Below are 21,285 nucleotides of genomic sequence, written 5' to 3'. Positions count from 1 at the left end.
GCCCGCCCGACGGCGCTTCGCCGGGACGCCGCCGCCACTGTCACCGTCGCCGCGACGGCATGGAAGAGCCCCCCGAACCACCTGCGCAAGGTGGTTCGGGGGGCTCTTCGGTCACCGGCTCCCCAAGGGGGGAGGATGGGGAGCCGGCTGCCTCATGGGTGGAACACCCGATTCGGGTCAGTCCGTCGCGATCGCCCGCAGGACGTTCATCCGCGCCGCCCGGAAGGCCGGCATCACGGCGGCCAGCAGGCCGACCACCGCCGCGGCGATCACGATCCCGATCACCGTGCCCCACGGGATCTCCAGGACGTCCAGGCCCTGCTTGGCCAGCAGGCGCTGGGCCCCGATGCCCCACGCCATGCCGAGCGCGAGCCCGACCAGGGCGCCGAAGGTCGCGATGACCATGGACTCCAGGCGGATCATCCGGCGGATCTGCCGGCGCGAGGCGCCGATCGCCCGCATCAGGCCGATCTCCCGGGTGCGCTCGACCACCGACAGCGCCAGCGTGTTGATCACGCCCAGGATCGAGATGATGATCGCCAGGCCGAGCAGACCGTAGATCAGGTACAGGAACGTGTCGATCTGCTTGCCGATCAGTTCCTTGTAGTCGCTCTGGTCACGGGCCTTGACCTGCGGGAAGGGATCGAGCGCCGACTTGAGCGCGGCACCGACCTTGGACGCGTCCTGACCGGAGGCCGCGTTGACCATCATGATCTGGTACTGCACGTTCGGGACGAACTTCTTCATCACGGTGTTCGGGATGATCGTCGTGTCGCCCGCACCGATGTCGGCGCCCTCGGCCTTCTTGCGGATCGCGCCGACCTCGACCGTGGTCTTCTGCCCGTTCGGGAAGGTGATCTCGATCTTGCCGCCGATGCCGAGGTTGTGATCCTTGGCGAAGTTCTCGCCGATGGCCGCCTTGCCCGCCGAGATGGCCGCGTTGCCGCTGCCCTGGAGGTAGGTGGTCTTGAGGGTGTCGTCCATGCCCGGGTCCGAACCGACGACGAAGTCCTTCTTGCTCTTGCCGTCGGCGGTGAGCGTCGCGTTGCTGAGCGTCTGGCTGACCACCTCGCCCACGCCGGGGGTCTTCTTCGCGGCCTGGACGACGTCCTCCGGGAAGGTGCCGACCAGCGACTGGACCGTGTAGTCGGCGCCCAGGGACTTCTCGATCTGCTTGTCGAACGAGGCCGACATCGACGAGGCCGCGACCGCCATGCCGCTGACCAGCGCGACACCGATCATGATCGCCGACGCGGTGGCGCCGGTGCGGCGCGGGTTGCGCAGCGCGTTCTCCCGGCTGAGCCGGCCCATCGAGCCGAACACCTTCGGGTACCAGGACGCCAGCGCCGGGACCACCGTGCGGGCCAGCAGCGGCGCCAGCACGATGAAGCCGAGCAGGGTGAACATCACGCCCAGGCCGAGGAATCCGCCGCCCTGACCGCCGCTCTCCGCGGTGGCGCCGGCGACGAGTGCGAGCGCACCCAGGCCGAACAGCACCAGGCCGATGATCGAGCGGGTCTTGATCGACTTCTGCGGCGGGGCGCCGGCCTCGCGCAGGGCCGCCATCGGGGCGACCTTGCCCGCGCGGCGGGCCGGCACGTACGCGGCGATCACGGTGACGATCACGCCGACCAGGTAGGCCACGATCGGGGTCGAGGTCTTGATCACCAGGGACGTGCCCTTGAGGTTGATCCCGACCGCGCTGATCAGCGCCTTGAGCCCGACGGCCAGGCCGAGACCGGCCAACAGGCCGAGCGTGGAGCCGACCACGCCGAGCAGGACCGCCTCCACCAGCACCGAGCGGTTCACGTCCGCCCGGCTCGCGCCGATCGCCCGCATCAGGCCCAGCTCACGGGTGCGCTGGGCGACCAGCATCGAGAAGGTGTTGAAGATCAGGAAGATCCCGACCAGTACGGCGACACCGGCGAAGCCGAGCATCGCGTACTTCATCACGTTCAGGAAGCCGCTCAGCGAGTCGCTGGCGTCCTTGGCGGACTCCGCGGCCGTCTTGACCTCGAAGTTCGTGGTGTCGCCGAGCGCCTGCTCGACGCGCTGCTTGAGGACCTTGTCGGAGACGCCGTCGGCGGCCGAGACCGACACCGAGGTGATCAGGTTCGGGTCGCCGAGCAGCCGCTGGGAGGCGGTCGCCGAGTCGAAGGCGAGCAGGGCCGCACCGGGGTTGGTGGTGGTGAAGGTCATGATGCCGGTGACCTTGACCGGGAACTGCCCGATCGGTGAGATCACCCGCAGCTCGTCACCGATCTTCACCTTCTTCTTGTCGGCCGTGTCGGCGTCGATCATCACCTCGGCCGGGCCCTTGGGCAGGTTGCCGCTGGTGACCTTGACCGGCGTGCGGTCGGTCTCGTACCAGTTGGTGGCGAGGGTCGGGGCGCCCGAGGACGGGCCCACGGACTTGTTGTTCTTGTCGACGACCGTGATCGACTCGAGGTTGACGTCGCCGTGCGCTTCCTTGACGCCGTCGACCTTGGCGACCTTGTCGATGACCGAGCGCTGCAGCGTGGGCGTCTGCCCGGTGAGCGCGAGGTCGTCCTTGTCGAACTCGGACTTCGGGTTGACCGAGACGTCCGAGGCCGTGGATTTGAACAGCTCGTCGAACGTCTTGGTGATCGTGTCGGTGAATACCAGGGTGCCGGAGACGAACGCGACCGACAGCAGCACCGCCAGGGCGGACAGCACCATTCGCCCCTTGTGGGCGAGGAAGCTGCGGAACGTGGCTTTCAACATGGTGGGGGACTCTCCGCCTGTTTCAGCTGGTCCGGGCGCCGTCGAAGCGCTTCATGCGCTCCAGTACGGCGTCGGACGTGGGACGCAGCATCTCGTCGACGATTCGACCGTCTGCCAGGAACAGGACCCGGTCCGCGTAGGACGCCGCGTTCGGGTCGTGGGTGACCATCACGATGGTCTGACCGAGCTCGTTGACACTGCGCCGCAGGAAGCCCAGCACCTCGGCGCCGGAGCGCGAGTCGAGGTTTCCGGTCGGCTCGTCACCGAAGATGATCTCGGGCCGGCTGGCCAGCGCTCGGGCGCACGCGACACGCTGCTGCTGACCACCGGAGAGCTCGCTCGGGCGGTGCTTGAGCCGGTCGCGCAGGCCGACGGTCTCGATCACGGTGTCCAGCCAGGCCTTGTCCGGCTTGCGGCCGGCGATGTCCATCGGCAGCGTGATGTTCTCCAGCGCGGTCAGCGTCGGGAGCAGGTTGAACGCCTGGAAGATGAAGCCGATGTTGTCGCGGCGGAGCTTGGTGAGCGCCTTGTCCTTGAGGCTCGTGATCTCCGTGTCGCCGATCCAGCTCTTGCCGCTGCTCACCGAGTCGAGACCGGCGAGGCAGTGCATCAGGGTCGACTTGCCGGAGCCGGAGGGGCCCATGATCGCGGTGAACTGACCGCGACCGATCTGGACGTCCACGCTGTCGAGAGCGACGACTCGGGTCTCGCCTTCGCCGTACGCCTTGGTGAGCTGCTGCGCGCGGGCGGCGATGGTGCCCCTGGAGTCCGCGTCGGTCATGGCAGCCGTGGCCGTGGTCACGAGTCTGTCCCCCAGATGAGGTGAAGGGTGGCGCGCTCCGCGGTTTGCAGTGCACAGGATCACCGTAGGGGGGAGGGGGCTCCGGCGAATCCTCTCCAAGGACAGATCCGGCCGTCCTACGCAGGGAGGACCCCGGGTACGCCGAACGACCCTTGTCCCTGCGGGAGCCCCGTACGAGTGGGGTGGATCCCGGGAAAGAGTCGACGGTCCGTCACGCTGCGTAGACCTCGCCCGTACCAACGATCCGTATCCGCCCCGGGGTTCCCCAAATGTCGCACCCGGGTTCTCCGTGCCCCCCGAGGTGGGCGTCGTCAATCTTGCGAGGGACCCTCCGGCGTCTGGTGGTGGGCCACGATCGCGGCGCCGACCCCGGCCACCGCGCGGCGCAGGCTCGGCGGCGACACGGCCTCCATGTGCCCGCCCAGAGCGATCAGTTGGCCCAGTGCAACCTCCTCGGACTCGGTGCGCAGTCGCAGTTCGCGCCACCCGTCCGGGTCGGGCGGCCCCGCCGAGGCGAGCGCGTCCGCCGCGACCACGGGGCCGAAGGCCCGCGGTAGTCGGCCCAGCGCGGCCGGCGACACCCGGATCACGCAGGTGAATCCCATCAGCGAACGGGCGAAGTCCTCGCTGCTGTGCGCCCACCACGCGCCGAGGTCGAAGCCGTCCGGACGCTCGAAGCGTTCCGGCCGAGTGCTCGCGGCCACCACCCGTGACACGCGGTAGCTGCGAATGTCGGTGCGATGGCGGGCGACCAGGTACCAGACGCCGGCCTTGAGGACGAGGCCGAACGGGTCCAGCCGGCGGGACACCTCGCGGTCGCGGCGGGCGTACCGCAGATCCAGCCGGCGGCCGGTCCACACCGCGCTCGCGATCTCGGTGAGGTGCGGGACGTCCTCGTCGTGGTGGAACCAGCCCGGCGCGTCCAGGTGGAAGCGCTGCCGGACCCGGCCCGCGCGGGTACGCAGATCGGCGGGCAGGGTGGCCATCACCTTGGTCTGCGCCGCGACGAGCACGGTGTCCAGGCCCAGCGCGTCGGCGGCGTGTGGCGCGCCGGACAGGAACAGCGCGGCCGCCTCGTCGCCGGTGAGTCCGTCCAGCCTGGTCCGCCAGCCCTCCACGAGCCGGATCCCGCCGCGCGGTCCGGTCTCGGTCCACAGCGGTACGCCGGACGCCTGGAGCGCGGCGACGTCGCGGTACACGGTGCGGACCGACACCTCCAACTCGTCGGCCAGCTCGGCGGCGGTGGCCCCGCCGGGTCGGTTCTGCAGGTGGAGCAGGAGTGCCACCAGTCGGCCGGATCGCATGACTCGAAACTAACCCGGAATCCTTGCCAAGGGTTGTCAGGGATGGCGGTGCACGATGTGCGCATGACGAGTTGGGCGGAGTTCGAGAAGGCCGAGCCGGAGTTCGCGACGGCGGTGCGCGAGCGCTTCGGGATGTACAAGCATCATGTGCTCGGCACGGTGCGGCGGGACGGCTCGCCTCGGCTGAGCGGGTTGGAGGTGGATCTCCGGTCCGAGCAGATGTGGCTCGGGATGATGCCGGGTTCGTTGAAGGCGCGGGATCTGCTGCGTGATCCGCGGTTCTCGATCTTCGCGAACCCGGGGGAGGGGGCCGAACTGGCGCATGGTGACGTGCGGGTGAGTGGGCGGGCGGTCGAGGTCGTGGACGACGGGGTGAAGGGGCCGTACGCGGCCGAGACGGGGGCGCCGGTGCCGTTTCATCTGTTTCGGGTCGAGCTCGACGAGGTGAGCGGGGTGGGGGTGGAGGGCGAGTCGATCGTCCTACGGGTTTGGCGGCCCGGCGCGCGGGTTCGGACGATTCGGCGGGGGAACGACGATGGGTCCGTGCGGGAGGCGGGTTGAGCTTGGGGTGGCCTCGAGCGCCGGCCGGGCCGGAGGGTGGCCTCGAGCCCGGCCGGACTGGGTCGGCCGGGCCGGAGGGTGGACTCAGGCGTCCTGTGGGGTGTCGGTGGGGGGATTCAGGCCCTGGCCTCGGTGGAGGGGGAGTTCTCGGGTGATGGCGATGTTGGTGAGGAAGGGGCGGTCGTGGCTGGCTACCAGTAGGGCTCCTCGGTAGGCGTTGAGGGACTGTTCGAGTTGGTGGACCGAGGCGAGGTCCAGGTTGTTGGTGGGCTCGTCGAGGATCAGCAGTTGCGGGGGCGGGTCGGCGGACAGGAGCGCGGCCAGGACCGCGCGGAAACGTTCGCCGCCGGACAGGGTGCCGACACGCTGTTCGGGGCGATTGCCCTTGAAGAGGAAGCGGGCGAGCCGGCCGCGCAGTTCGGAGTCCGATGCCGTGGGCGCGAAGCGGCGGAGGTTGGCCAGGACGCTCGCGTCCTCGTCGAGTACGTCCAGCCGCTGCGGCAGATGCCGCACCCCGTCGACGCCGATCCGCACGCTGCCCCGGGCCGGTTGCTCCGCCCCGGTCAGCAGCCGCAGCAACGTGGTCTTGCCCGATCCGTTGTCGCCGGTCAGCGCGATCCGTTCGGGGCCGCGCACGTTCAGGTCCAGGCCGTCCGGCCCGTACAGCAGATCCGCGGTGTTCAGACCCTCGGCGACGAGCACCGTGCGCCCGGCGGGCACCTCGGTCCCGGGCAGCTCGATGCGGATCTCCTTGTCCTCGCGCACCGCGTCCCTGGCCTCGGACAGCCGCGTTCGGGCGTCGTCGAGCCGGCCCTCCTGAGTGCCCCTGAGCTTGCCGGCGGAGACCTCGGCGGCCCGCTTGAGGTTGCCCGCGACGATCCTGGGCACGCCCCCTTCCAGTTGGGCCTTGCGGCCGGTCCGGACCCGGCGGGCCAATCGCACCTGGGCCTCGGCCAGTTCCCGCTTCTGTCTGCGCAGATCGGTCTGCGCGGTGCGGACCAGGCGCTCGGCGGTCGCCCGCTCCTGTGCCAGGACCTCCAGATACGCGCTCAGGTTGCCGCCGTAGGTGCGGGCCCGGTCCGGGAGCAGTTCGACGATCCGGTCCACCAGATCCAAAAGCACGCGGTCGTGGCTGACCACGACGAGCACACCCGGATAACCCCGCACGGCGTCGTACAACCGCTCGCGCGCGGAGCCGTCGAGGTTGTTGGTCGGCTCGTCCAGGAGCAGCACGTCGGGCCGGCGCAGCAGCAGCGCGGCCAGCCCGAGCAGCACCGACTCGCCGCCGGACAGCGTGCCGACCGTGCGATCGAGGTCGACGTGCGGCAGCCCGAGCCGGTCGAGTTCGGCGCGGGCCCGCTCCTCGACGTCCCAGTCGTCGCCGACCGCGTCGAAGTGCCGCACGTCGGCGTCGCCGCCCTCGATCGCCAGCAGCGCGGCACGCGTGCCGGCGATGCCCAGCACGTCGTCGACCCGACGGTGCGCGTCGAGCGGCAGATGCTGGGGGAGGTAGCCGAGGTCGCCGCCGGCGGTGATCGAGCCGGAGGTGGGCGACAGGACGCCGGCGATCAGTTCGAGCAGGGTCGACTTGCCCGCGCCGTTGACCCCGACCAGGCCGGTTCGGCCGCCGCCGATGGCGAGATCGAGGCCGGCGACGACGGGGGTGCCGTCGGGCCAGGCGAAGGACAGGTCGGAACATACGATCGCCGGTGCGGTCGGAAATGACATGGAGCGGCTCCCTGGACGCGTGGTGAACGGATCGCGTGGGACACCGCGCGGCGGGATCGGGAGGGGGCCGGACATGAGAAATCGTCCGGGACGGCCACACCGAGGTCGAGACGCGACCGCGAGCACACAGGGGCTCGAGCGGCGCGATGTCCAGACCTCAGATGCGCAACGGACCATCCAGACGGACGACAATGTGACCGGCCCAGGCTAACCCTCGGACGCCGGGGACCTCAAATGTTTTTCCCGTCCGGCGCGGCGAGCGGCTCGGGGCCGGTGTCCGGGGCGGCGTCGTCCGGGGCCGGATCCGGGGAGGCGGCCGGACCGGCGCGGCGGTCCAGGACGTACCCGGTCACCGCCGCGCCCGAGAGCAGGACGAGCGGTGCGGCGAAGGCGACGAGGACGTGTATGTGCAGTACCAGCGTCGCGCCGGTGAACGCGCCGAGCGCCATCGCGAACGCGGAGAGCAGTCGACGGCCCGCGCGCGAGCCGGGTCCGCCGAATCGGCGCAGGTCGGCGGCCAGTCCGGTGAGCGTCTGGGACAACACCGTGGTGGTCAGGTCCGGTACGGCCAACCGCCGGGCCACCGCGTTCTGTAGCCCCATGGCCAAGCCGAGGAGCAGGATCAGCGTGTATTGCTCGCCGGTGCCGAGTCCGCTCACCGCCGCGGCCACGGTCAGGGCCGCCACGAGCAGGACGGCCTGGAGGGTGCAGCCGACCCAGAGCAGGCGCAGTCGCCGATCGCCGAACCCCGCGCCCAGGCGGCCACCCCCGGCGGCGCCGGCCAGGAACGCGGCCAGGGCGGCGAGCGAGGCGGACACGGACAGGCCGGGGGCGCCGGCCAGGGCGAAGCCGGTGAAGACCACGTTGCCGGTCATGTTCGCGACGAAGACCCGGCCCAGTTCGAGGTAGCTCAGCGCGTCGACCAGGCCGGTCACCACGGTGAGCACGATCAGCAGCGGCGGGAGCGGGCCGTTCGGGTCGTCGCGCGGCGGCATGAGGGTGTGCTTGGCCTCTCGAAGCGTTTCGCGCATCGATGCCCCTCCGGATCGGTCGCACTGTGCCCGGCACCGGGCACCGGCCCGGCTATCCATAGCCCGTTCGGTAGGTACGGACACCTCGGCCGGCCGATGAGCGCGGTCACACTGCCGCCGAGTGGCCGTACCCCTTCATCCCATGTGGTGATCCTGGTCGTGCACGCGGCCAGGCATGTCCCCAACCGTGACGGTGGGCGAATTAGCCTGAAATGGATTTCCCTACAATTCCGATCATTTGGGGCATTCGTGCGATCATCCCGCGGCGTGGCCGCAATCGTCCTGGTGGTGGCGGTGGTCGCCGCCATCGGCTTCGTCGTGTTCGCCGGTGGGCACGAGGAGGACCCGAAGCAGAAGGCCGCAGCGCCCGCCCAGGGTGCCCCGAAGGTGCCGCCCGGGCAGGCGCCGGTCACCCTGATCGGCGACGGCTCGACGTCGAGCACGGGCGAGCAGCCGGGCCGGCTCAAGCCGGAGAAGCTCGAGCCGGGCCAGGCGCCGCCGCAGTTCCTGGTGTTCTCCTGGGACGGCGCCGGCGAGGACGACAAGAAGCTGTTCTCCCGCTTCCGCCAGGTGGCCAAGGAGAGCAACGCGAAGATGACGCTGTTCCTGTCCGGGGTGTACGTGCTGCCGGAGGCCAAGCGGGCCAGGTACCTGCCGCCGCACAAGCCGATCGGTGCCTCGGACATCGGCTACCTCGACGACGTCCACCTGCGGATGACGCTGGAACAACTCGGCGCCGCGTGGAACGAGGGCCACGAGATCGGCACGCACTTCAACGGCCACTTCTGCGGGCCCACCGGCGGCGGTTCGTGGTCGGCGGACGACTGGCGCAGCGAGGTCGACCAGGCCAAGGCGTTCGTCAAGAACTGGAAGACCAACACCGGTTGGGTCGACATGCCGGCGCTCCCGTTCGACTACGACAAGGAACTGATCGGCGGCCGGGCGCCGTGCCTGGAAGGCCAGAAGGCGCTGCTCGACGCCGCGCCGTCGCTGGGCTTCCGCTACGACGCGAGTTCGCCCGGTGGGCGTCAGGTGTGGCCGACCAAGGTGAACGGGATCTGGGATCTGCCGTTGCAGCAAATCCCGCTGCCCGGGCGCAAGTTCGAGGTCCTGTCGATGGACTACAACGTGATGTTCAACCAGTCGCGCACGGTCAAGGGCGACCCGGCCAAGTTCCAGGAGTGGGAGGAGCAGGCGTACGCGAGCTACATGGCGGGCTTCGAGCGCGCGTACACCGGGAACCGGGCGCCGCTGATGATCGGCAACCACTTCGAGGGCTGGAACGGCGGCATCTACATGAAGGCGGTGGAGCGCACCATGCGGACCGCGTGCGCTCGGCCGGAGACGAAGTGCGTGAGCTTCCACGACCTGGTGGACTGGCTCGACGCCCAGGATCCCGCGGTGCTCTCGAAGCTGCGGACGTATGACGTCGGGGCGAAGCCGGACTGGTCGGCGCTCGCGCCCGCGCCCGCCGCGCCCGCCGCTCCCGCGGGTCCGGCGGTGGCTTCCGGTGGGGGGCAGGCTGCTGCGGTGCGGGACCGGTACTGATCGGGTCTGTGGCCCGGGCGGCCTCAAACGCCGGCCGGGCTGGTTGGATTCCGGTCTGCGGCTGGGGTGGTCTCGAACGCCGGCCGGGCGGGGTGCGTCCGGTCTGTGGCCCGGGCGGCCTCAAGCGCCGGCCGGGCTGGGGGCTCCGGTCTGTGGCTGGGGCGGTCTCGAACGCCGGCCGGGCTGGGGGCTCCGGTCTGTGGCTGGGGCGGTCGCAAGCGCCTGCGGGGTAGGGGATCCGGTCTGTGGCCCGGGCGGTCTCAAGCGCCGGCCGGGCTGGGTCCGGCCCGGTCGGCGGTTGAGGCCATCCCGGGGGTGGGGGGATCCCGGTCGGCGTCAGCCGTGGGCGTGGCGGCGGTCCTCGCGGAGGAGTTCGGGGAGGGTTACGGCGCCGGAGCCGTAGCGGCTGGCGACGTCGTCGGGGTTGGAGATGCGGCAGCGCTTCATCGACAGGCAGCCGCAGCCGATGCACTGCTCCAAGCCGTCCCGCAACCGCACCAGAGCCTCGATCTCCTCCTCCAGACGCCCGCGCCAGGCCCGACTGATCTTCGCCCAGTCGGCCGGCGTGGGCGTTCGGCCCTCCGGGAGCTTGCCGAGCGCGTCCTTGATCTCCTCCAGCGACAGGCCGATGTTCTGCGCCGCGCGAATGAACGCCAGGCGCCGCAGGATGTGCCGCTCGTACCGGCGTTGGCCGCCGGAGGTGCGACTCGCGCTGATCAGCCCCTCGGCCTCGTAGTAGCGCAGCGCGGATGCCGCGAACCCGCTGCGCGCGGTCATCTGGCCGACCGTCAACAAATCCGTCCCGGTGAGCACGCCGCCTCCTGAGATCCCGGCCCGGCGGTCCGGTCGATTCCGGTTTCGCCCGCTTGACCTGAAGTGCACTTGAGCTTGCAGTGTAGAGGGGCAGCCCATCACCGGGTGGGGTGTGGATTCCCCTGGAGATCACCATGCCTGTCGCACTCATCACCGGCGCCTCGCGGGGACTGGGCCTGGCCCTGGCCCGCGCGCTCGCCGCTCGATCCTGGACCCTGGTCCTGGACGCCCGCCGAGCCGCCGACCTGACCCGCGCGGCCGACGAACTGCGCGACCTCGGGGCCGGGGACGTGATCGCCGTCGCCGGCGACGTGGCCGACCCCGCGCACCGCGGCGAACTGCGGGACGTGGTCCGCGAGTCGGGGCGGCTCGACCTGCTCGTCAACAACGCGAGCGTGCTCGGCCCGAGCCCGATGCCGCCGCTCGCCGACCACCCCCTCGCCGACCTGGCCCGTACCTACGACGTGAACGTGTTCGCGCCGCTCGCGCTCACCCAAGCGAACCTGCCCCTGTTGCTCGGCGCCGATCGCGGCGCCGTCGTGAACATCAGCTCGGACGCCGCCGTCAACGCCTATCCCGGCTGGGGCGGCTACGGCTCCGCCAAGGCCGCGCTCGACCACGTCACCGCGACGCTGGCCGCCGAGCATCCGGACCTGGACGTGTACGCGTTCGATCCCGGCGACATGAACACCGATCTGCACCAACAGGCGTTCCCGGGCGAGGACATCTCCGATCGGCCGGCCGCCGCGACGGTGGTGCCGGCGCTGTTGCGGCTGCTCGACGAGCGGCCGGCGAGCGGCCGGTACACCGTCGCCGAGTTCGCCGCGGCGGTGACCTCGTGAGCACTCCGGTCATCCACGACGCCACCGAACCCGCCGAGGCGCGCGGGCTCGCACGGGACGGGATCCGGCTCCTCGTGCACTCCGAGGGGCGGGTCGAGCACACCGTGTTCCGCGACCTCGGTCGCCACCTGGGGCCCGGCGACCTGCTGGTGGTGAACACCTCCGCGACGCTGCCCGCCGCGGTGGACGGCTACCGGGCCGACGGCTCGCCGGTGACCGTGCACTTCGCCACCCGGCTCGACGACGAGACCTGGGTGCTCGAACTGCGGCACGCCGACGGTACGCCCGGACCGGTGGACGGCGTGCGACGGTTCGAGGCGGTGCGCTTTCCCGGCACCGGATGCGGGATGGCGCTGCTGCTGGAGGCGTACCCGGAGGAACACGCCCGGCAGCGGCTGTGGAAGGCGCGGATCACCGTTCCGCAGACACGGGTGGAGACCTTCCTGGCCGAGCGCGGGCGCCCGATCGCCTACTCGTACCTGCGCGAGCGCTGGCCGCTGACTGCCTATCAGACCGTCTTCGCCCGGGACGAGGGCAGCGCCGAGATGCCCAGCGCCGGACGGCCCTTCACCCACGAACTCGTGGTCGACCTGATCACGCGCGGCGTCGCCATCGCGCCGATCGTGCTGCACACCGGGGTGTCCTCGCAGGAGATGGGGGAGCCGCCGCTGCGCGAGTGGTTCAGCGTGCCGGAGCACACGGCCGCCATGGTCCGGCAGGCCCGCCGGGTGATCGCGGTGGGCACCACGGTGACCCGGGCGTTGGAATCGGCGGTGGGCGACGACGGCGAGATCGCGCCCGCGAGCGGCTGGACCGACCTGCTGCTCGGTCCGGATCGACCGGCCCGCGTGGTCGACGGCCTGATCAGCGGTCTGCACGCGCCGGAGGCCACCCACCTGCTGCTGCTGGAGGCGGTGGTGGGCCCGACGGTGTTGCGCCGGGTGTACGACGAGGCCCTCGCGGAGGGCTATCTGTGGCACGAGTTCGGCGACAGCACGCTGCTGCTTCCCTGACCCGGACGACGTCCGACCGCGACGTCCGACCCGACCCGCGGTGCGCGCACGCGGTACCGCCCGAGTTCACCGCACGAGTTCGGATATCGGACCGTGCCGGTGTCCCGCGCCTCCCGGCGGCAGATCGCGCCGGGAGCGCACCCACCACAGCACGATCACGCTCGCCACGGCCGCCACGGCACACCACGTCGAGGCGAAGGAGTGGAACCACAGGCGCATCGTGACGGCCGCGCCGACGGCGCAGACCAAACCCAGGATGCGGAGCAATCGGTCCCGTGCGAGCAACAGCGACCCCAGGGTCGCGACCAGGTAGCCGGCGATCACCCACGGGGCGGCCGGGATGCCCACCGAGTAGCGCACGGTGTGCCCACAGATCTCGGCGTTCACCGGGCGGGTCGCGACCGCGTGTCCCAGCGCGCCGGCGACCACCAGGCCCAGCACGATCAGGACGCTCGCCCGGACCCGCTCCCGGCCGCGCTCGAGCGGCCACTGCGCGGCCAACACGGCGAGCGGGACGAACGCGGGCAGCAGCGGGAAGGCGATCACGGCCCAGGCCTCGCGCGCGATCTCGGCGGTGCCCGGGGACACCGCGCCGCGCTCGCCCTTCCACACCACCGCCTCGATCAACTGGTGGGCGCCCAGGATCACCGGCAGCATCGCCATCGGCAGATCGTTGATCCGTCGCACCGACGCGACGCTCGCTATGCCCACGGCCGTGATGGCACTGCCCATCACGAGATCGGCTTCGGCGCTCCAACACACGGCTGCCTCGTCTCGCCAGGGAAGGTGGTGGTCGGGAGGGTTGTCGGGACGCTGTTCAGCGGGGTGGTCGAGTCGGTTGTTCCGTGGCAGGCGTACCCGTAGTTGATGTATTCAACAGTTCATACGCTCATTCGGGCGCAGTGGCAGCCGTGGTTTCGGTCACGTTCGCGTGTAGGGCGCACGTACCGCCGGCCGGCCCCGTTGGTCGGGGCCGGCCGGAAGCGGGTCGGAGCGGGTCAGTTGCCCGCGGTCCACTGCTCCCAGGTCAGGTTCCACGCGCCGTAGCCGTTGTCGGCCGCGACCGGCTTCTCCTCGTTGCCCTTGACCTGCACGATGTCACCGCGGATCGAACGCTCGTAGAACCACTTGGCGTTCTCCAGGGTCATGCTGACGCAGCCGTGGCTGGTGTTGGCGTTGCCGAACGGGTTCGTCGTCGCCCACGTGTTCGCGTGCAGGAAGGTCCCCGACTCGGTGATCCGCATCGCGAACGGCACGGCCTTCTGGTCGTACTCGTTGCCCAGGCCCACCGTCTGCGAGTTCATGTCGAGCGTGGGGTAGCGCTCCTGCATCACCATGATCCCGTTCCACGTCGTGTACTTGGGGTCCTCACCGGCCGTGATCGGGATCGTCTTGACCACCTGGTCGTTCTCGGAGACGGTCATCGTGTGCGCGTTGGCGTCCACCACGGCGATCCGCTTGGTGTCCGAGATCTTGAACGAGAAGCTCTTGAACTGCTTCGACATCACGCCGCCGCCCAGGTCCACGCCGCGCAGGTTCAGGTCCACCTTCACCTGGGTGCCGACCTGCCAGTAGTCCTTCGGCCGCCACTCCACCCGCGAGTTGCCGAACCAGTGCCACGCGCCGTCCACCGCCGGGGTGGGCGTGACCTTGATCGCCTCCTGGACGGCCTTGTGGTTCTTCACCGGCTCGTCGAACGTGATCGAGACCGGCTGGCCCACGCCCACCGTGGAGTCCGCGTCCGGCATGAACGTCGCGGTGGCCGGCCGAGTGGGGTTGAGCACGGTGAACGCCGAGGTCGCGGTGGTCGGCTTGTTGTCCGCGTTGGTCGCGGTCGCGGTCACCGTGTACTTGCCGCCGTACATGAACGGCACCTTGGGCTTCCACGCGTTGCCCGCCAGCGCGCCGTCCACGCTCTCGCCGCTCGCGTTGATCACCTTGACCTCGGCGACCTTGCCACCGCCGACCGCGATCGTGACCGGCGCCCCCGGATCGACACCGGTGGCCTTGTCCGCGGGGGTCAAGGTGACGACGGCGGGCTCCGCCGGGCCCGCCCGGTTCTCGCCGGCGGCCTTGGCCGGGTCCGGCGTCGTCTTCTTCGCGTCGTCCTTGGTGCAGGCGCCGGTCAACAACAGCGACGCCGCGACGAGTGCGGCGACTCCGGTGCGTCGGATGATTCGAGACATGGACAGGTCCCCCGTGCTCGGCCGTCTGGTGAACTCACCAGAGGGACGCTGCCGGCACCGCCGGCGTTGCGCGGGGGACCCTGTGATCGCCGTCTCACTCGGGAGGACGGGTGGGCGACGCGGGCTCGTCGCGTCGCGCGATCGTCACGCCCGACTCACTGCTTGGTCGCGCTGGTCGACAACCACTGGGCCCAGGTCAGGTTCCACGCGCCGTAGCCGTTGTCGGCCGAGACGGCGCGCTCCTTGGAGTTGACCACCTTGACCACGTCGCCGCGATCCGCGTGGTCGTAGAACCACTTGGCGTCCTCGGGCGTCATGCTCACGCAGCCGTGGCTGGTGTTGGCCCGGCCGAACGGCGGGTTCGCCTTGTCGTACCAGTAGTTGCCGTGCACGAAGGTGCCCGACGTGGTGATCCGGACCGCCGACGGCACGTCCGCGATGTCGTACTCCTTGCCCAGGCCCACGGTCGCGGAGTTCATCCGGGTCTGGGTGTACTTCTCCATCACCACCATCACGCCGCCCCAGGTGTCGTACTTGGGGGACTCGCCGGTGGTGACCTTGGTGGTCTTGACGACCTTGCCGTTCTCGGTCGTGGTCATCGTCTTGGCGGCCACGTCGACGGTGGAGATCCGGGCCACGTTGGAGATCGCGAAGTTGAAGCTCTTGTACTGCTTGGAGCCCGTGCCGCCGCCGAGGTCGACGCCGCGCAGGTTGAGGTCGACCTTGACCTTGGTGTTGACCTTCCAATAGTCCTTCGGCCGCCACTCCACGCGCGTGTTGCCGAACCAGTGCCACGCGCCGGACACCGCGGGCGTCGCGGTGACCTTCATCGCCTTCTCCGCCTCGGCCTTGTTGGTGATCGGCCGGTCGAAGCGCACCGAGACGGGCTGGCCGACGCCGACCGTCCCACCGTCCGGGAAGATCGACGCGGTCACCTCCTTGCCCAGCGTCTGGGTGGTGAACTTGGTGGAGATCGTGGTCGGCTGGTTCTCCGGGTTGTTCGCGGTGGTGCTCACCGTGTACTGGCCGCCGGGCGTGAACGGGACCTTCGGCTTCCAGGACTTGCCGTCCGCGGAGAGGGTGCCGTCGACCGCCTCGCCCCTGGCGTTGAGCACCTTGACCGAGGCGATCCTGCCGCCCTCGATCGCGAAGGTGAGCGGATCGCCCAGGTCGACGCCGGTCGCGCCGTCCTCGGGCGTCATGGTCACCTGCGGGACGGCACCCTTGGGCGGATCCTGGGGCTTGCCGGACTCGGCGCCGGCGGTGGCACCGGCCGCACCGGGGGTCACCTTGGACTCGCTGCCCGCGTTGCTCGTCTTGTCGCCCTCGTCGTCGCCGCCCAGCAGCCCGCAGGCCCCCGTGAACAGGATCGCGCCGGCGACCAGGACGGCCGGAACGGTGCGCCGTCGCATCGCTTTACCTGCCACGATTCGGGATTCCCTTCAAACGGGTCGAAAGATGGAGGTCGCGCGACGCGAGTCTCCGCATCATTGACTGTCGGAGGGCCCCTCAGGTTGCTCTCTCGGCGATGTGATGTACGTCTCGTATCGAACGTGGCAAGCCCGGATCGGGCCGTGTCCGGAGGCGGTGGTCGGGGGCCCGCGACGGCGGTCGGGCCCCGATGATGCAGGGAATTCCCGGGTCTGCGCCCGCTCGCGGGCCGCGTCCGCGTCGGACGGGGCGGCCGGCGGGCCCGAACGGGCCCGAACGGGCCCGCGCATAGCGGCTTGCGTGGGCGGCGCTCGCGAAGATATAAGCGCCGCACCGCAGTCGAGGTGGAATGCCCGGATTCCTTCGTATCGACCGAAAGTCGGTGGGAATGGACGGAATTCGGCCGGCCGGACACGACGGCGACCTGTTGTCGCCGTCGACGTGAGACTGATCACCGTTCGGGCTTCCGGCGGTGCGATCCGCCCGGATCGATGCCCGCGCGACCGGCACACGCCGCGGCGGGCGACGTACGGCCGGGTGGACCCGTCCCGGCCGCCGGCCGGGCGGGTCGCGGCGTCCCCGTACAGGTGGGCGGCGGTTTCCGAGCCGCCCGCCCGGATCGACCGCGCCGCCGGCCGGTGTGCTGGTGGGGGCAAGGGCCGGGCGGCGATCGAGCCCGCCCGGCGTGGCCGGCCCGACCCGTCGGTCCGGGGACCGAAGCTCCGCGCGCGACTCCCGGCGGGGCCCCGCGGCGTGCCCGGGGACCGGTCGCCGAGGGGGCTGCGGCGCGTTGAACGGCGTGCTGCCGAGAAGGGTAAGTCCCGGACATATCAGGTCGGTTGACGACACGTCAGGCTACGGCTGCGTCCGGAAGGTCGGTGTTGGGAACGTCCGGATCGCGCCGGTAGGCTCACGCCCGACCCGCCCCCCGCAACGAGGATCCGCTTGATGTCAGTTGCACACATGCCCCCTCGCGCCCGGTCGGAACGACCGCCGACGGGACGGGCGCTGCTCGCCTTCGCGGCCGTGTCGATCATCACCGCAGGCGCGGTCGCGTGGGCGGTGTCCGCCGTCGGCTCGAAGCACCGCACGACGGTCGCGGTGGGCGGCGTGGCGGTCGCGCTCGCGCTGGCCATCGCGGTCGCGGCCACCGTGTACGCGGTCGGCACCGCGGATCGGCTGCGCTCCCGGATCGCCGAGATGGAGGGCGACGCGGCTCGGTGGAACGACGACAACCGGGACCGGATGTCCGCGCTCGAGGCCGAGGCGACCCGGCTCGCCGACGAGACGCTGCCCGCGCTGGTGGCGCTGCTGCGCGACGGCGCCTCGGTGGACACCGCGCTCGCCGGCGTACCCACCCCGCACCACGAGGCGCTGGGGCGGATGTTGACGACCGTCGCCCGCGAGGTCGGCCAGGGCGAGCGCATGCGCGCCGCGGCGATGTCCGCGTGCGCGAACGCCGCGGGGCGGGTCCAGGCGCTGTCCACCAGCATGCTCGCCGATCTGCGCGAGATGGAGGGGCGGCACGGCGAGGAGGTCTTCGGCGATCTCCTGCGGCTGGATCACAGCACCGCCCAGGCGGGTCGGCTCGCGGACAGCATCGCGGTGCTCACCGGCGCCCGTTCCGGCCGCCGGTGGACCAAGCCGATCGTGATGGAGAGCATCCTGCGCGGCGCGGTCGGCCGGATCAGCGCCTACCAGCGGGTGCGGGTGCACTCCACCAGCGAGGCGGCGGTGGCCGGCTACGCGGCGGAGGGCGTCATGCACGCGCTCGCCGAACTGATGGACAACGCGACCAAGTTCTCGCCGCCCTCCGAGCAGGTGCACGTCTACGTCGAGGACGTGCCCGCCGGCGTCGTGGTGACCGTCGAGGACGGCGGCCTGGTGATGGGCGAGTTCGCCCTGCGCCGGGCCGAACAGGCGGTCGCGGCCCAGGCGTTGGACCTGACCACGCTGTCCGGCACCCGGTTGGGCCTGGCCGTGGTCGGCTGCCTGGCCCGCAAGCACGGGTTGACCGTGTCGTTCCGCCCCTCCTCGCGCGGCGGCACCGGCGTCGTGGTGATGATTCCCCGGCAACTGGTCGGCGAGGCCCGGCCCGAGCCGCGCAAGCGGGCCGCGCCCGGCACGCGAGCGCCGGCACCGGCGGCGGTGTCCCGCCGGCCGGCCGCGGCCCCGCCGGTGTTCGAACCGCCGGCCGGGCAACCGCCGGCCGAGCCGGAGCAGGCGCCCGAGGCGGCGCCCGCGCCCAAGCTCTCCGGGCTGGCCAAGCGCCGCCCCGGACAGACCCTGGCCGCCGCGGCCAAGGCGGCGGAGCGGGCCGAGGGGCGCCCGGACCCCGCTTCCCGAACGGCCAAGCCGCGCCCCGCGCCCGGAGCCCGCTTCGGTGCCTTCCGCCAGGCGGTCCAGGGCGAGAAGCCGGGTCGGGACGTGACGGCGTCCCCCGACGACAATTCCTGATCGCCCCTTCGCCGGGTCGTACGCAACGAGAGAACGGAGGCAGGGGTCGGCCATCCGGACCGGATGTCCGCCTCGGAAGCCCTATGAGCGCAACAGCACACGGCACCGACGCACAGCCGATGGGCACGCAGCGGCAGCCCGAGCGGGAACTCGACTGGCTGCTGGAGAACCTGATCAAGGGCACCCCGGGCACCCGGCACTCGCTGGTGTTGTCCAAGGACGGCCTCAAGTTGTGCCGTACCTCCGGCCTGACGGTGGACCAGGCGGACCAACTCGCGGCCATCGCGTCCGGCATCCAGAGCCTGTCGCACGGCGCCTCCATCGAGTTCGGCGACGGCAGCGGCGGCGTCCGACAGTCGATGACCGAGTTCCACGGCGGCATCCTGTTCATCGTCGAGGCCGGTGAGGGCGCCCACCTCGCGGTGATCGCGGACGACGACGCGGACGCCGGGGTGGTCGGCCACAACATGAACGAACTGGTCGAGCAGATCGGCGAGTATCTGAGCGCACCGGCGCGCGAGTTCGGCGAAGGCGGCCGATCGGCATGATTCGGCGGCCAGTCGACAGCGGGGACCCGGACCGGCTGTACACGGTCACCAACGGTCGAACGCACGCGAACGAGGACGCGTTCGACCTGGTCACGCTGATCGTCAGCGAGTGCGAACCGACCCCGGGAATGCAGTCCGAGCACGTCCGGATCCTGCGGATGTGCGATCGCCCCACCGCCGTCGTGGAGATCGCCGCCGAACTGGGCCTGCCCGTGGGCGTGGTGAAGATCCTGCTGTGCGACCTGCTCGACACCGGGCGAATCACCGCGCGGCACCCGCGCCTGTCCCCGCGCCGGGCGCAACTACCCGATACCGAGATCCTGAAGCAGGTGCTCGTTGGACTCCACAACCTCTGAGCTCGCCACGTCCGAGCCGGCCGTCCGTACCCCCCTGGCGAGCACCGCGCGCGACGGGCTCAAGATCGCCATCGTGGGCGGGTTCGGCGTCGGCAAGACGACGATGGTGCGCTCGGTGAGCGAGATCCGTCCGCTCAACACCGAGGAGACGATGACCCGGGCGGGCGTGGGCATCGACGACGCGCGTGCGGCGGACGGCAAGACCACGACCACGGTCGCGTTCGACTTCGGTCGGATCTCGCTCAACGACGAGATGGTGCTCTACCTGTTCGGCGCCCCCGGTCAGGAGCGGTTCTGGTTCCTGTGGGACCGGCTGTTCTCGGGCACGCTCGGTGCGGTGGTGCTGGTGGACCCGCGCCGGCTCGAGGACTCGTGGTACGCGATCGACCGGCTCGAGCACCACGGGATGCCGTTCGTGCTCGCCCGCAACAACTTCGGCCCGCCCGAGCACACCCTGGACGAGGTGCGCGACGCGCTGTCGCTGCCCGCCGACATCCCGATGGTCGACTGCGACGCGCGCAGCCGCGAGTCCAGCAAGGCCGTGCTGATCGCGCTGGTGAACCACCTCTACACGTTGTCTGCCGCCCGGGAGCGCGCCCTGTGACCACGCCATCGGACATCGACGACCCCAACACCGCCGCGCCGCCGCCGGGTTGTCCGGCGCACGCGCAGGGCCCGCCGCTCGACCCCTCGCACGTGGGCGCCGCGCGGTTGGCCGGCCCGGGCCTGTGGCAGGACCCGCACCGGATGTACCGCACGCTGCGTCAGGAGCACGGTTCGGTGGCGCCGATCCTGCTCGACGGGGACATCCCCGCGTGGTTCGTGCTGGGCTACCGCGAGGTGCACCACGTGACCGCGAACGACCAGCTCTTCGCGCGCGACTCGCGGCGCTGGCACGCGTGGGACCGGATCGCGCCGGACTGGCCGCTGATGCCGTTCGTCGGCTACCAGCCCTCGGTGATGTTCACCGAGGGGCCCGAACACCGGCGGCGCTCCGGGGCGATCAGCGACGCGCTCGCGGCGGTGGACCAGTTCGAGCTGCGCGCCCAGGCGGAGCGGATCGCGGACCGGTTGGTCGACGAGTTCGCGGGGGTGGGCGAGGCCGAGCTGATGGCCGACTACGCGCACCGGCTGCCCTCGCTCGTGGTGGCCCGGCTGTTCGGGCTGCCCGAGGAGGAGACCCCGGCGCTGGTACAGGACCTGGCCGGGGCGCTGGACGGTGGCGACGGCGCGGTCGACGCGCACCTGCGGGTGGGGGCCACGATGGCCCGGCTGCTGGAGCGCAAGCGCGAACGCCCGGGCGCCGACGTGCCCTCGCGGCTGCTCGCGCACCCGGCCGGGTTGGCCGAGGAGGAACTGATCCAGGACATGCTCGTGGTGATGGCCGCCGCCCAGCAGCCCACCGCGAACTGGATCGGCAACACGCTGCGGCTGATGCTGACCGACGACCGCTTCGCGCTGACCCTGTCCGGCGGCCGGCGCAGCGTCGGCCAGGCGCTGAACGAGGTGTTGTGGGAGGACACCCCGACGCAGAACTTCATCGGCCGGTGGGCGGTGCGCGCCACCGTGCTCGGCGGTCGCAAGATCAAGGCCGGCGACCTGCTGGTGCTGGGTCTGTCGGCGGCCAACACCGATCCGCAGGTGCGGCCGGACTCGCACCTCGGTGCCGCGGGCAACAACGCGCACATGTCGTTCAGCCACGGCGAGCACCGTTGCCCCTACCCGGCGCCCGAGTTGGCCGAGGTGATCGCGCGCGCCGCGATCGAGGTGCTGCTCGACCGGCTGCCGGACGTCAACCTGTCGGTGCCCACCCGGGAACTGGTCTGGCGCGACTCGGTGTGGATGCGCGGCCTGGAGAACCTCCCGGTCGAGTTCACCCCCGCGTACGTGGGCTGATCCGGGCCGGTACGGGGGCGGGCA

Annotated in this window: 18 protein-coding genes; 9 read left to right on the top strand and 9 right to left on the bottom strand. The window is 71.2% G+C overall.

Annotated elements, in window-relative coordinates:
* Positions 1-177: 177 nt before the first annotated feature.
* From ACWCPW_RS29300 to ACWCPW_RS29290, 3 genes are all read right to left on the bottom strand, one after another.
* The gene (locus tag ACWCPW_RS29300; RefSeq protein WP_449764591.1) at positions 178-2,745 is read right to left on the bottom strand and encodes an ABC transporter permease; all 2,568 of its coding nucleotides are present in this window, start codon (positions 2,743-2,745) and stop codon (positions 178-180) included.
* Positions 2,746-2,767: 22 nt separating this feature from the next.
* On the bottom strand, positions 2,768-3,526 hold the full coding sequence (locus tag ACWCPW_RS29295) for an ABC transporter ATP-binding protein (RefSeq protein WP_449764679.1): 759 nt from the start codon (positions 3,524-3,526) through the stop codon (positions 2,768-2,770).
* 332 nt (positions 3,527-3,858) lie between these two features.
* The gene (locus tag ACWCPW_RS29290; protein ID WP_449764590.1) at positions 3,859-4,851 is read right to left on the bottom strand and encodes a helix-turn-helix transcriptional regulator; all 993 of its coding nucleotides are present in this window, start codon (positions 4,849-4,851) and stop codon (positions 3,859-3,861) included.
* Between the two features lie 63 nt (positions 4,852-4,914).
* Between ACWCPW_RS29290 and ACWCPW_RS29285 the strand changes: the two genes are divergently transcribed.
* Positions 4,915-5,412, top strand: coding sequence for a pyridoxamine 5'-phosphate oxidase family protein (locus tag ACWCPW_RS29285; protein WP_449764589.1), 498 nt, complete (start codon positions 4,915-4,917; stop codon positions 5,410-5,412).
* Positions 5,413-5,496: 84 nt separating this feature from the next.
* Here the strand turns inward: ACWCPW_RS29285 and ACWCPW_RS29280 are convergent, their stop codons facing one another.
* Both ACWCPW_RS29280 and ACWCPW_RS29275 read right to left on the bottom strand, forming a co-directional pair.
* A complete protein-coding gene (locus ACWCPW_RS29280; RefSeq protein WP_449764588.1) occupies positions 5,497-7,140 on the bottom strand; it encodes an ABC-F family ATP-binding cassette domain-containing protein in 1,644 nt (547 codons plus the stop codon).
* Positions 7,141-7,370: 230 nt separating this feature from the next.
* The gene (locus ACWCPW_RS29275) at positions 7,371-8,171 is read right to left on the bottom strand and encodes a YoaK family protein (protein ID WP_449764587.1); all 801 of its coding nucleotides are present in this window, start codon (positions 8,169-8,171) and stop codon (positions 7,371-7,373) included.
* Between the two features lie 267 nt (positions 8,172-8,438).
* On the opposite strand from ACWCPW_RS29275, the gene ACWCPW_RS29270 reads away from it, so the two are divergent.
* Positions 8,439-9,719, top strand: a complete 1,281-nt coding sequence (locus tag ACWCPW_RS29270; RefSeq protein WP_449764586.1) for a hypothetical protein — start codon at positions 8,439-8,441, stop codon at positions 9,717-9,719.
* A 336-nt stretch (positions 9,720-10,055) separates the two neighbouring features.
* Here ACWCPW_RS29270 and soxR read toward each other — a convergent pair whose 3' ends face one another.
* Positions 10,056-10,532 carry a redox-sensitive transcriptional activator SoxR gene (gene soxR, locus ACWCPW_RS29265; RefSeq protein ID WP_449764585.1) on the bottom strand — a complete coding sequence of 159 codons (477 nt, stop codon included), beginning with the start codon at positions 10,530-10,532 and terminating at the stop codon, positions 10,056-10,058.
* A 134-nt stretch (positions 10,533-10,666) separates the two neighbouring features.
* Here soxR and ACWCPW_RS29260 point away from each other — a divergent pair, with 134 nt between their 5' ends.
* Together ACWCPW_RS29260 and ACWCPW_RS29255 are read left to right on the top strand one after the other, a co-directional pair.
* Positions 10,667-11,374 carry an SDR family NAD(P)-dependent oxidoreductase gene (locus tag ACWCPW_RS29260; RefSeq protein WP_449764584.1) on the top strand — a complete coding sequence of 236 codons (708 nt, stop codon included), beginning with the start codon at positions 10,667-10,669 and terminating at the stop codon, positions 11,372-11,374.
* The gene (locus ACWCPW_RS29255; RefSeq protein WP_449764583.1) at positions 11,371-12,387 is read left to right on the top strand and encodes an S-adenosylmethionine:tRNA ribosyltransferase-isomerase; all 1,017 of its coding nucleotides are present in this window, start codon (positions 11,371-11,373) and stop codon (positions 12,385-12,387) included. The genes ACWCPW_RS29260 and ACWCPW_RS29255 overlap by 4 nt, the downstream gene beginning before the upstream one ends.
* A gap of 66 nt (positions 12,388-12,453) precedes the next feature.
* Here ACWCPW_RS29255 and ACWCPW_RS29250 read toward each other — a convergent pair whose 3' ends face one another.
* From ACWCPW_RS29250 to ACWCPW_RS29240, 3 genes are all read right to left on the bottom strand, one after another.
* Positions 12,454-13,119: a DUF6629 family protein gene (locus tag ACWCPW_RS29250; protein ID WP_449764582.1), complete on the bottom strand. Its 666-nt coding sequence runs from the start codon at positions 13,117-13,119 to the stop codon at positions 12,454-12,456.
* A 266-nt stretch (positions 13,120-13,385) separates the two neighbouring features.
* A complete protein-coding gene (locus tag ACWCPW_RS29245; RefSeq protein WP_449764581.1) occupies positions 13,386-14,573 on the bottom strand; it encodes a L,D-transpeptidase in 1,188 nt (395 codons plus the stop codon).
* A gap of 155 nt (positions 14,574-14,728) precedes the next feature.
* Positions 14,729-15,985 (bottom strand): L,D-transpeptidase, encoded by a 1,257-nt coding sequence (locus tag ACWCPW_RS29240; protein ID WP_449764580.1) that lies wholly within the window; start codon positions 15,983-15,985, stop codon positions 14,729-14,731.
* Positions 15,986-16,952: 967 nt separating this feature from the next.
* On the opposite strand from ACWCPW_RS29240, the gene ACWCPW_RS29235 reads away from it, so the two are divergent.
* The 5 genes from ACWCPW_RS29235 to ACWCPW_RS29215 all read left to right on the top strand — a co-directional run bounded on the left by ACWCPW_RS29235 (position 16,953) and on the right by ACWCPW_RS29215 (position 21,261).
* Positions 16,953-18,461, top strand: a complete 1,509-nt coding sequence (locus tag ACWCPW_RS29235) for an ATP-binding protein (protein ID WP_449764579.1) — start codon at positions 16,953-16,955, stop codon at positions 18,459-18,461.
* Positions 18,462-18,544: 83 nt separating this feature from the next.
* Positions 18,545-19,009 (top strand): roadblock/LC7 domain-containing protein, encoded by a 465-nt coding sequence (locus ACWCPW_RS29230; protein WP_449764578.1) that lies wholly within the window; start codon positions 18,545-18,547, stop codon positions 19,007-19,009.
* A complete protein-coding gene (locus ACWCPW_RS29225) occupies positions 19,006-19,365 on the top strand; it encodes a DUF742 domain-containing protein (protein WP_395863201.1) in 360 nt (119 codons plus the stop codon). Before ACWCPW_RS29230 ends, ACWCPW_RS29225 begins: the two co-directional genes overlap by 4 nt.
* Complete coding sequence (locus ACWCPW_RS29220) at positions 19,346-19,969, top strand: GTP-binding protein (RefSeq protein ID WP_449764577.1); 624 nt, start codon at positions 19,346-19,348, stop codon at positions 19,967-19,969. The genes ACWCPW_RS29225 and ACWCPW_RS29220 overlap by 20 nt, the downstream gene beginning before the upstream one ends.
* The gene (locus ACWCPW_RS29215) at positions 19,966-21,261 is read left to right on the top strand and encodes a cytochrome P450 (protein ID WP_449764576.1); all 1,296 of its coding nucleotides are present in this window, start codon (positions 19,966-19,968) and stop codon (positions 21,259-21,261) included. The genes ACWCPW_RS29220 and ACWCPW_RS29215 overlap by 4 nt, the downstream gene beginning before the upstream one ends.
* Positions 21,262-21,285: the final 24 nt, after the last annotated feature.

This window comes from Embleya sp. NPDC001921, assembly GCF_053594475.1.
This window is presented reverse-complemented; position numbering and strand designations above follow the sequence as displayed.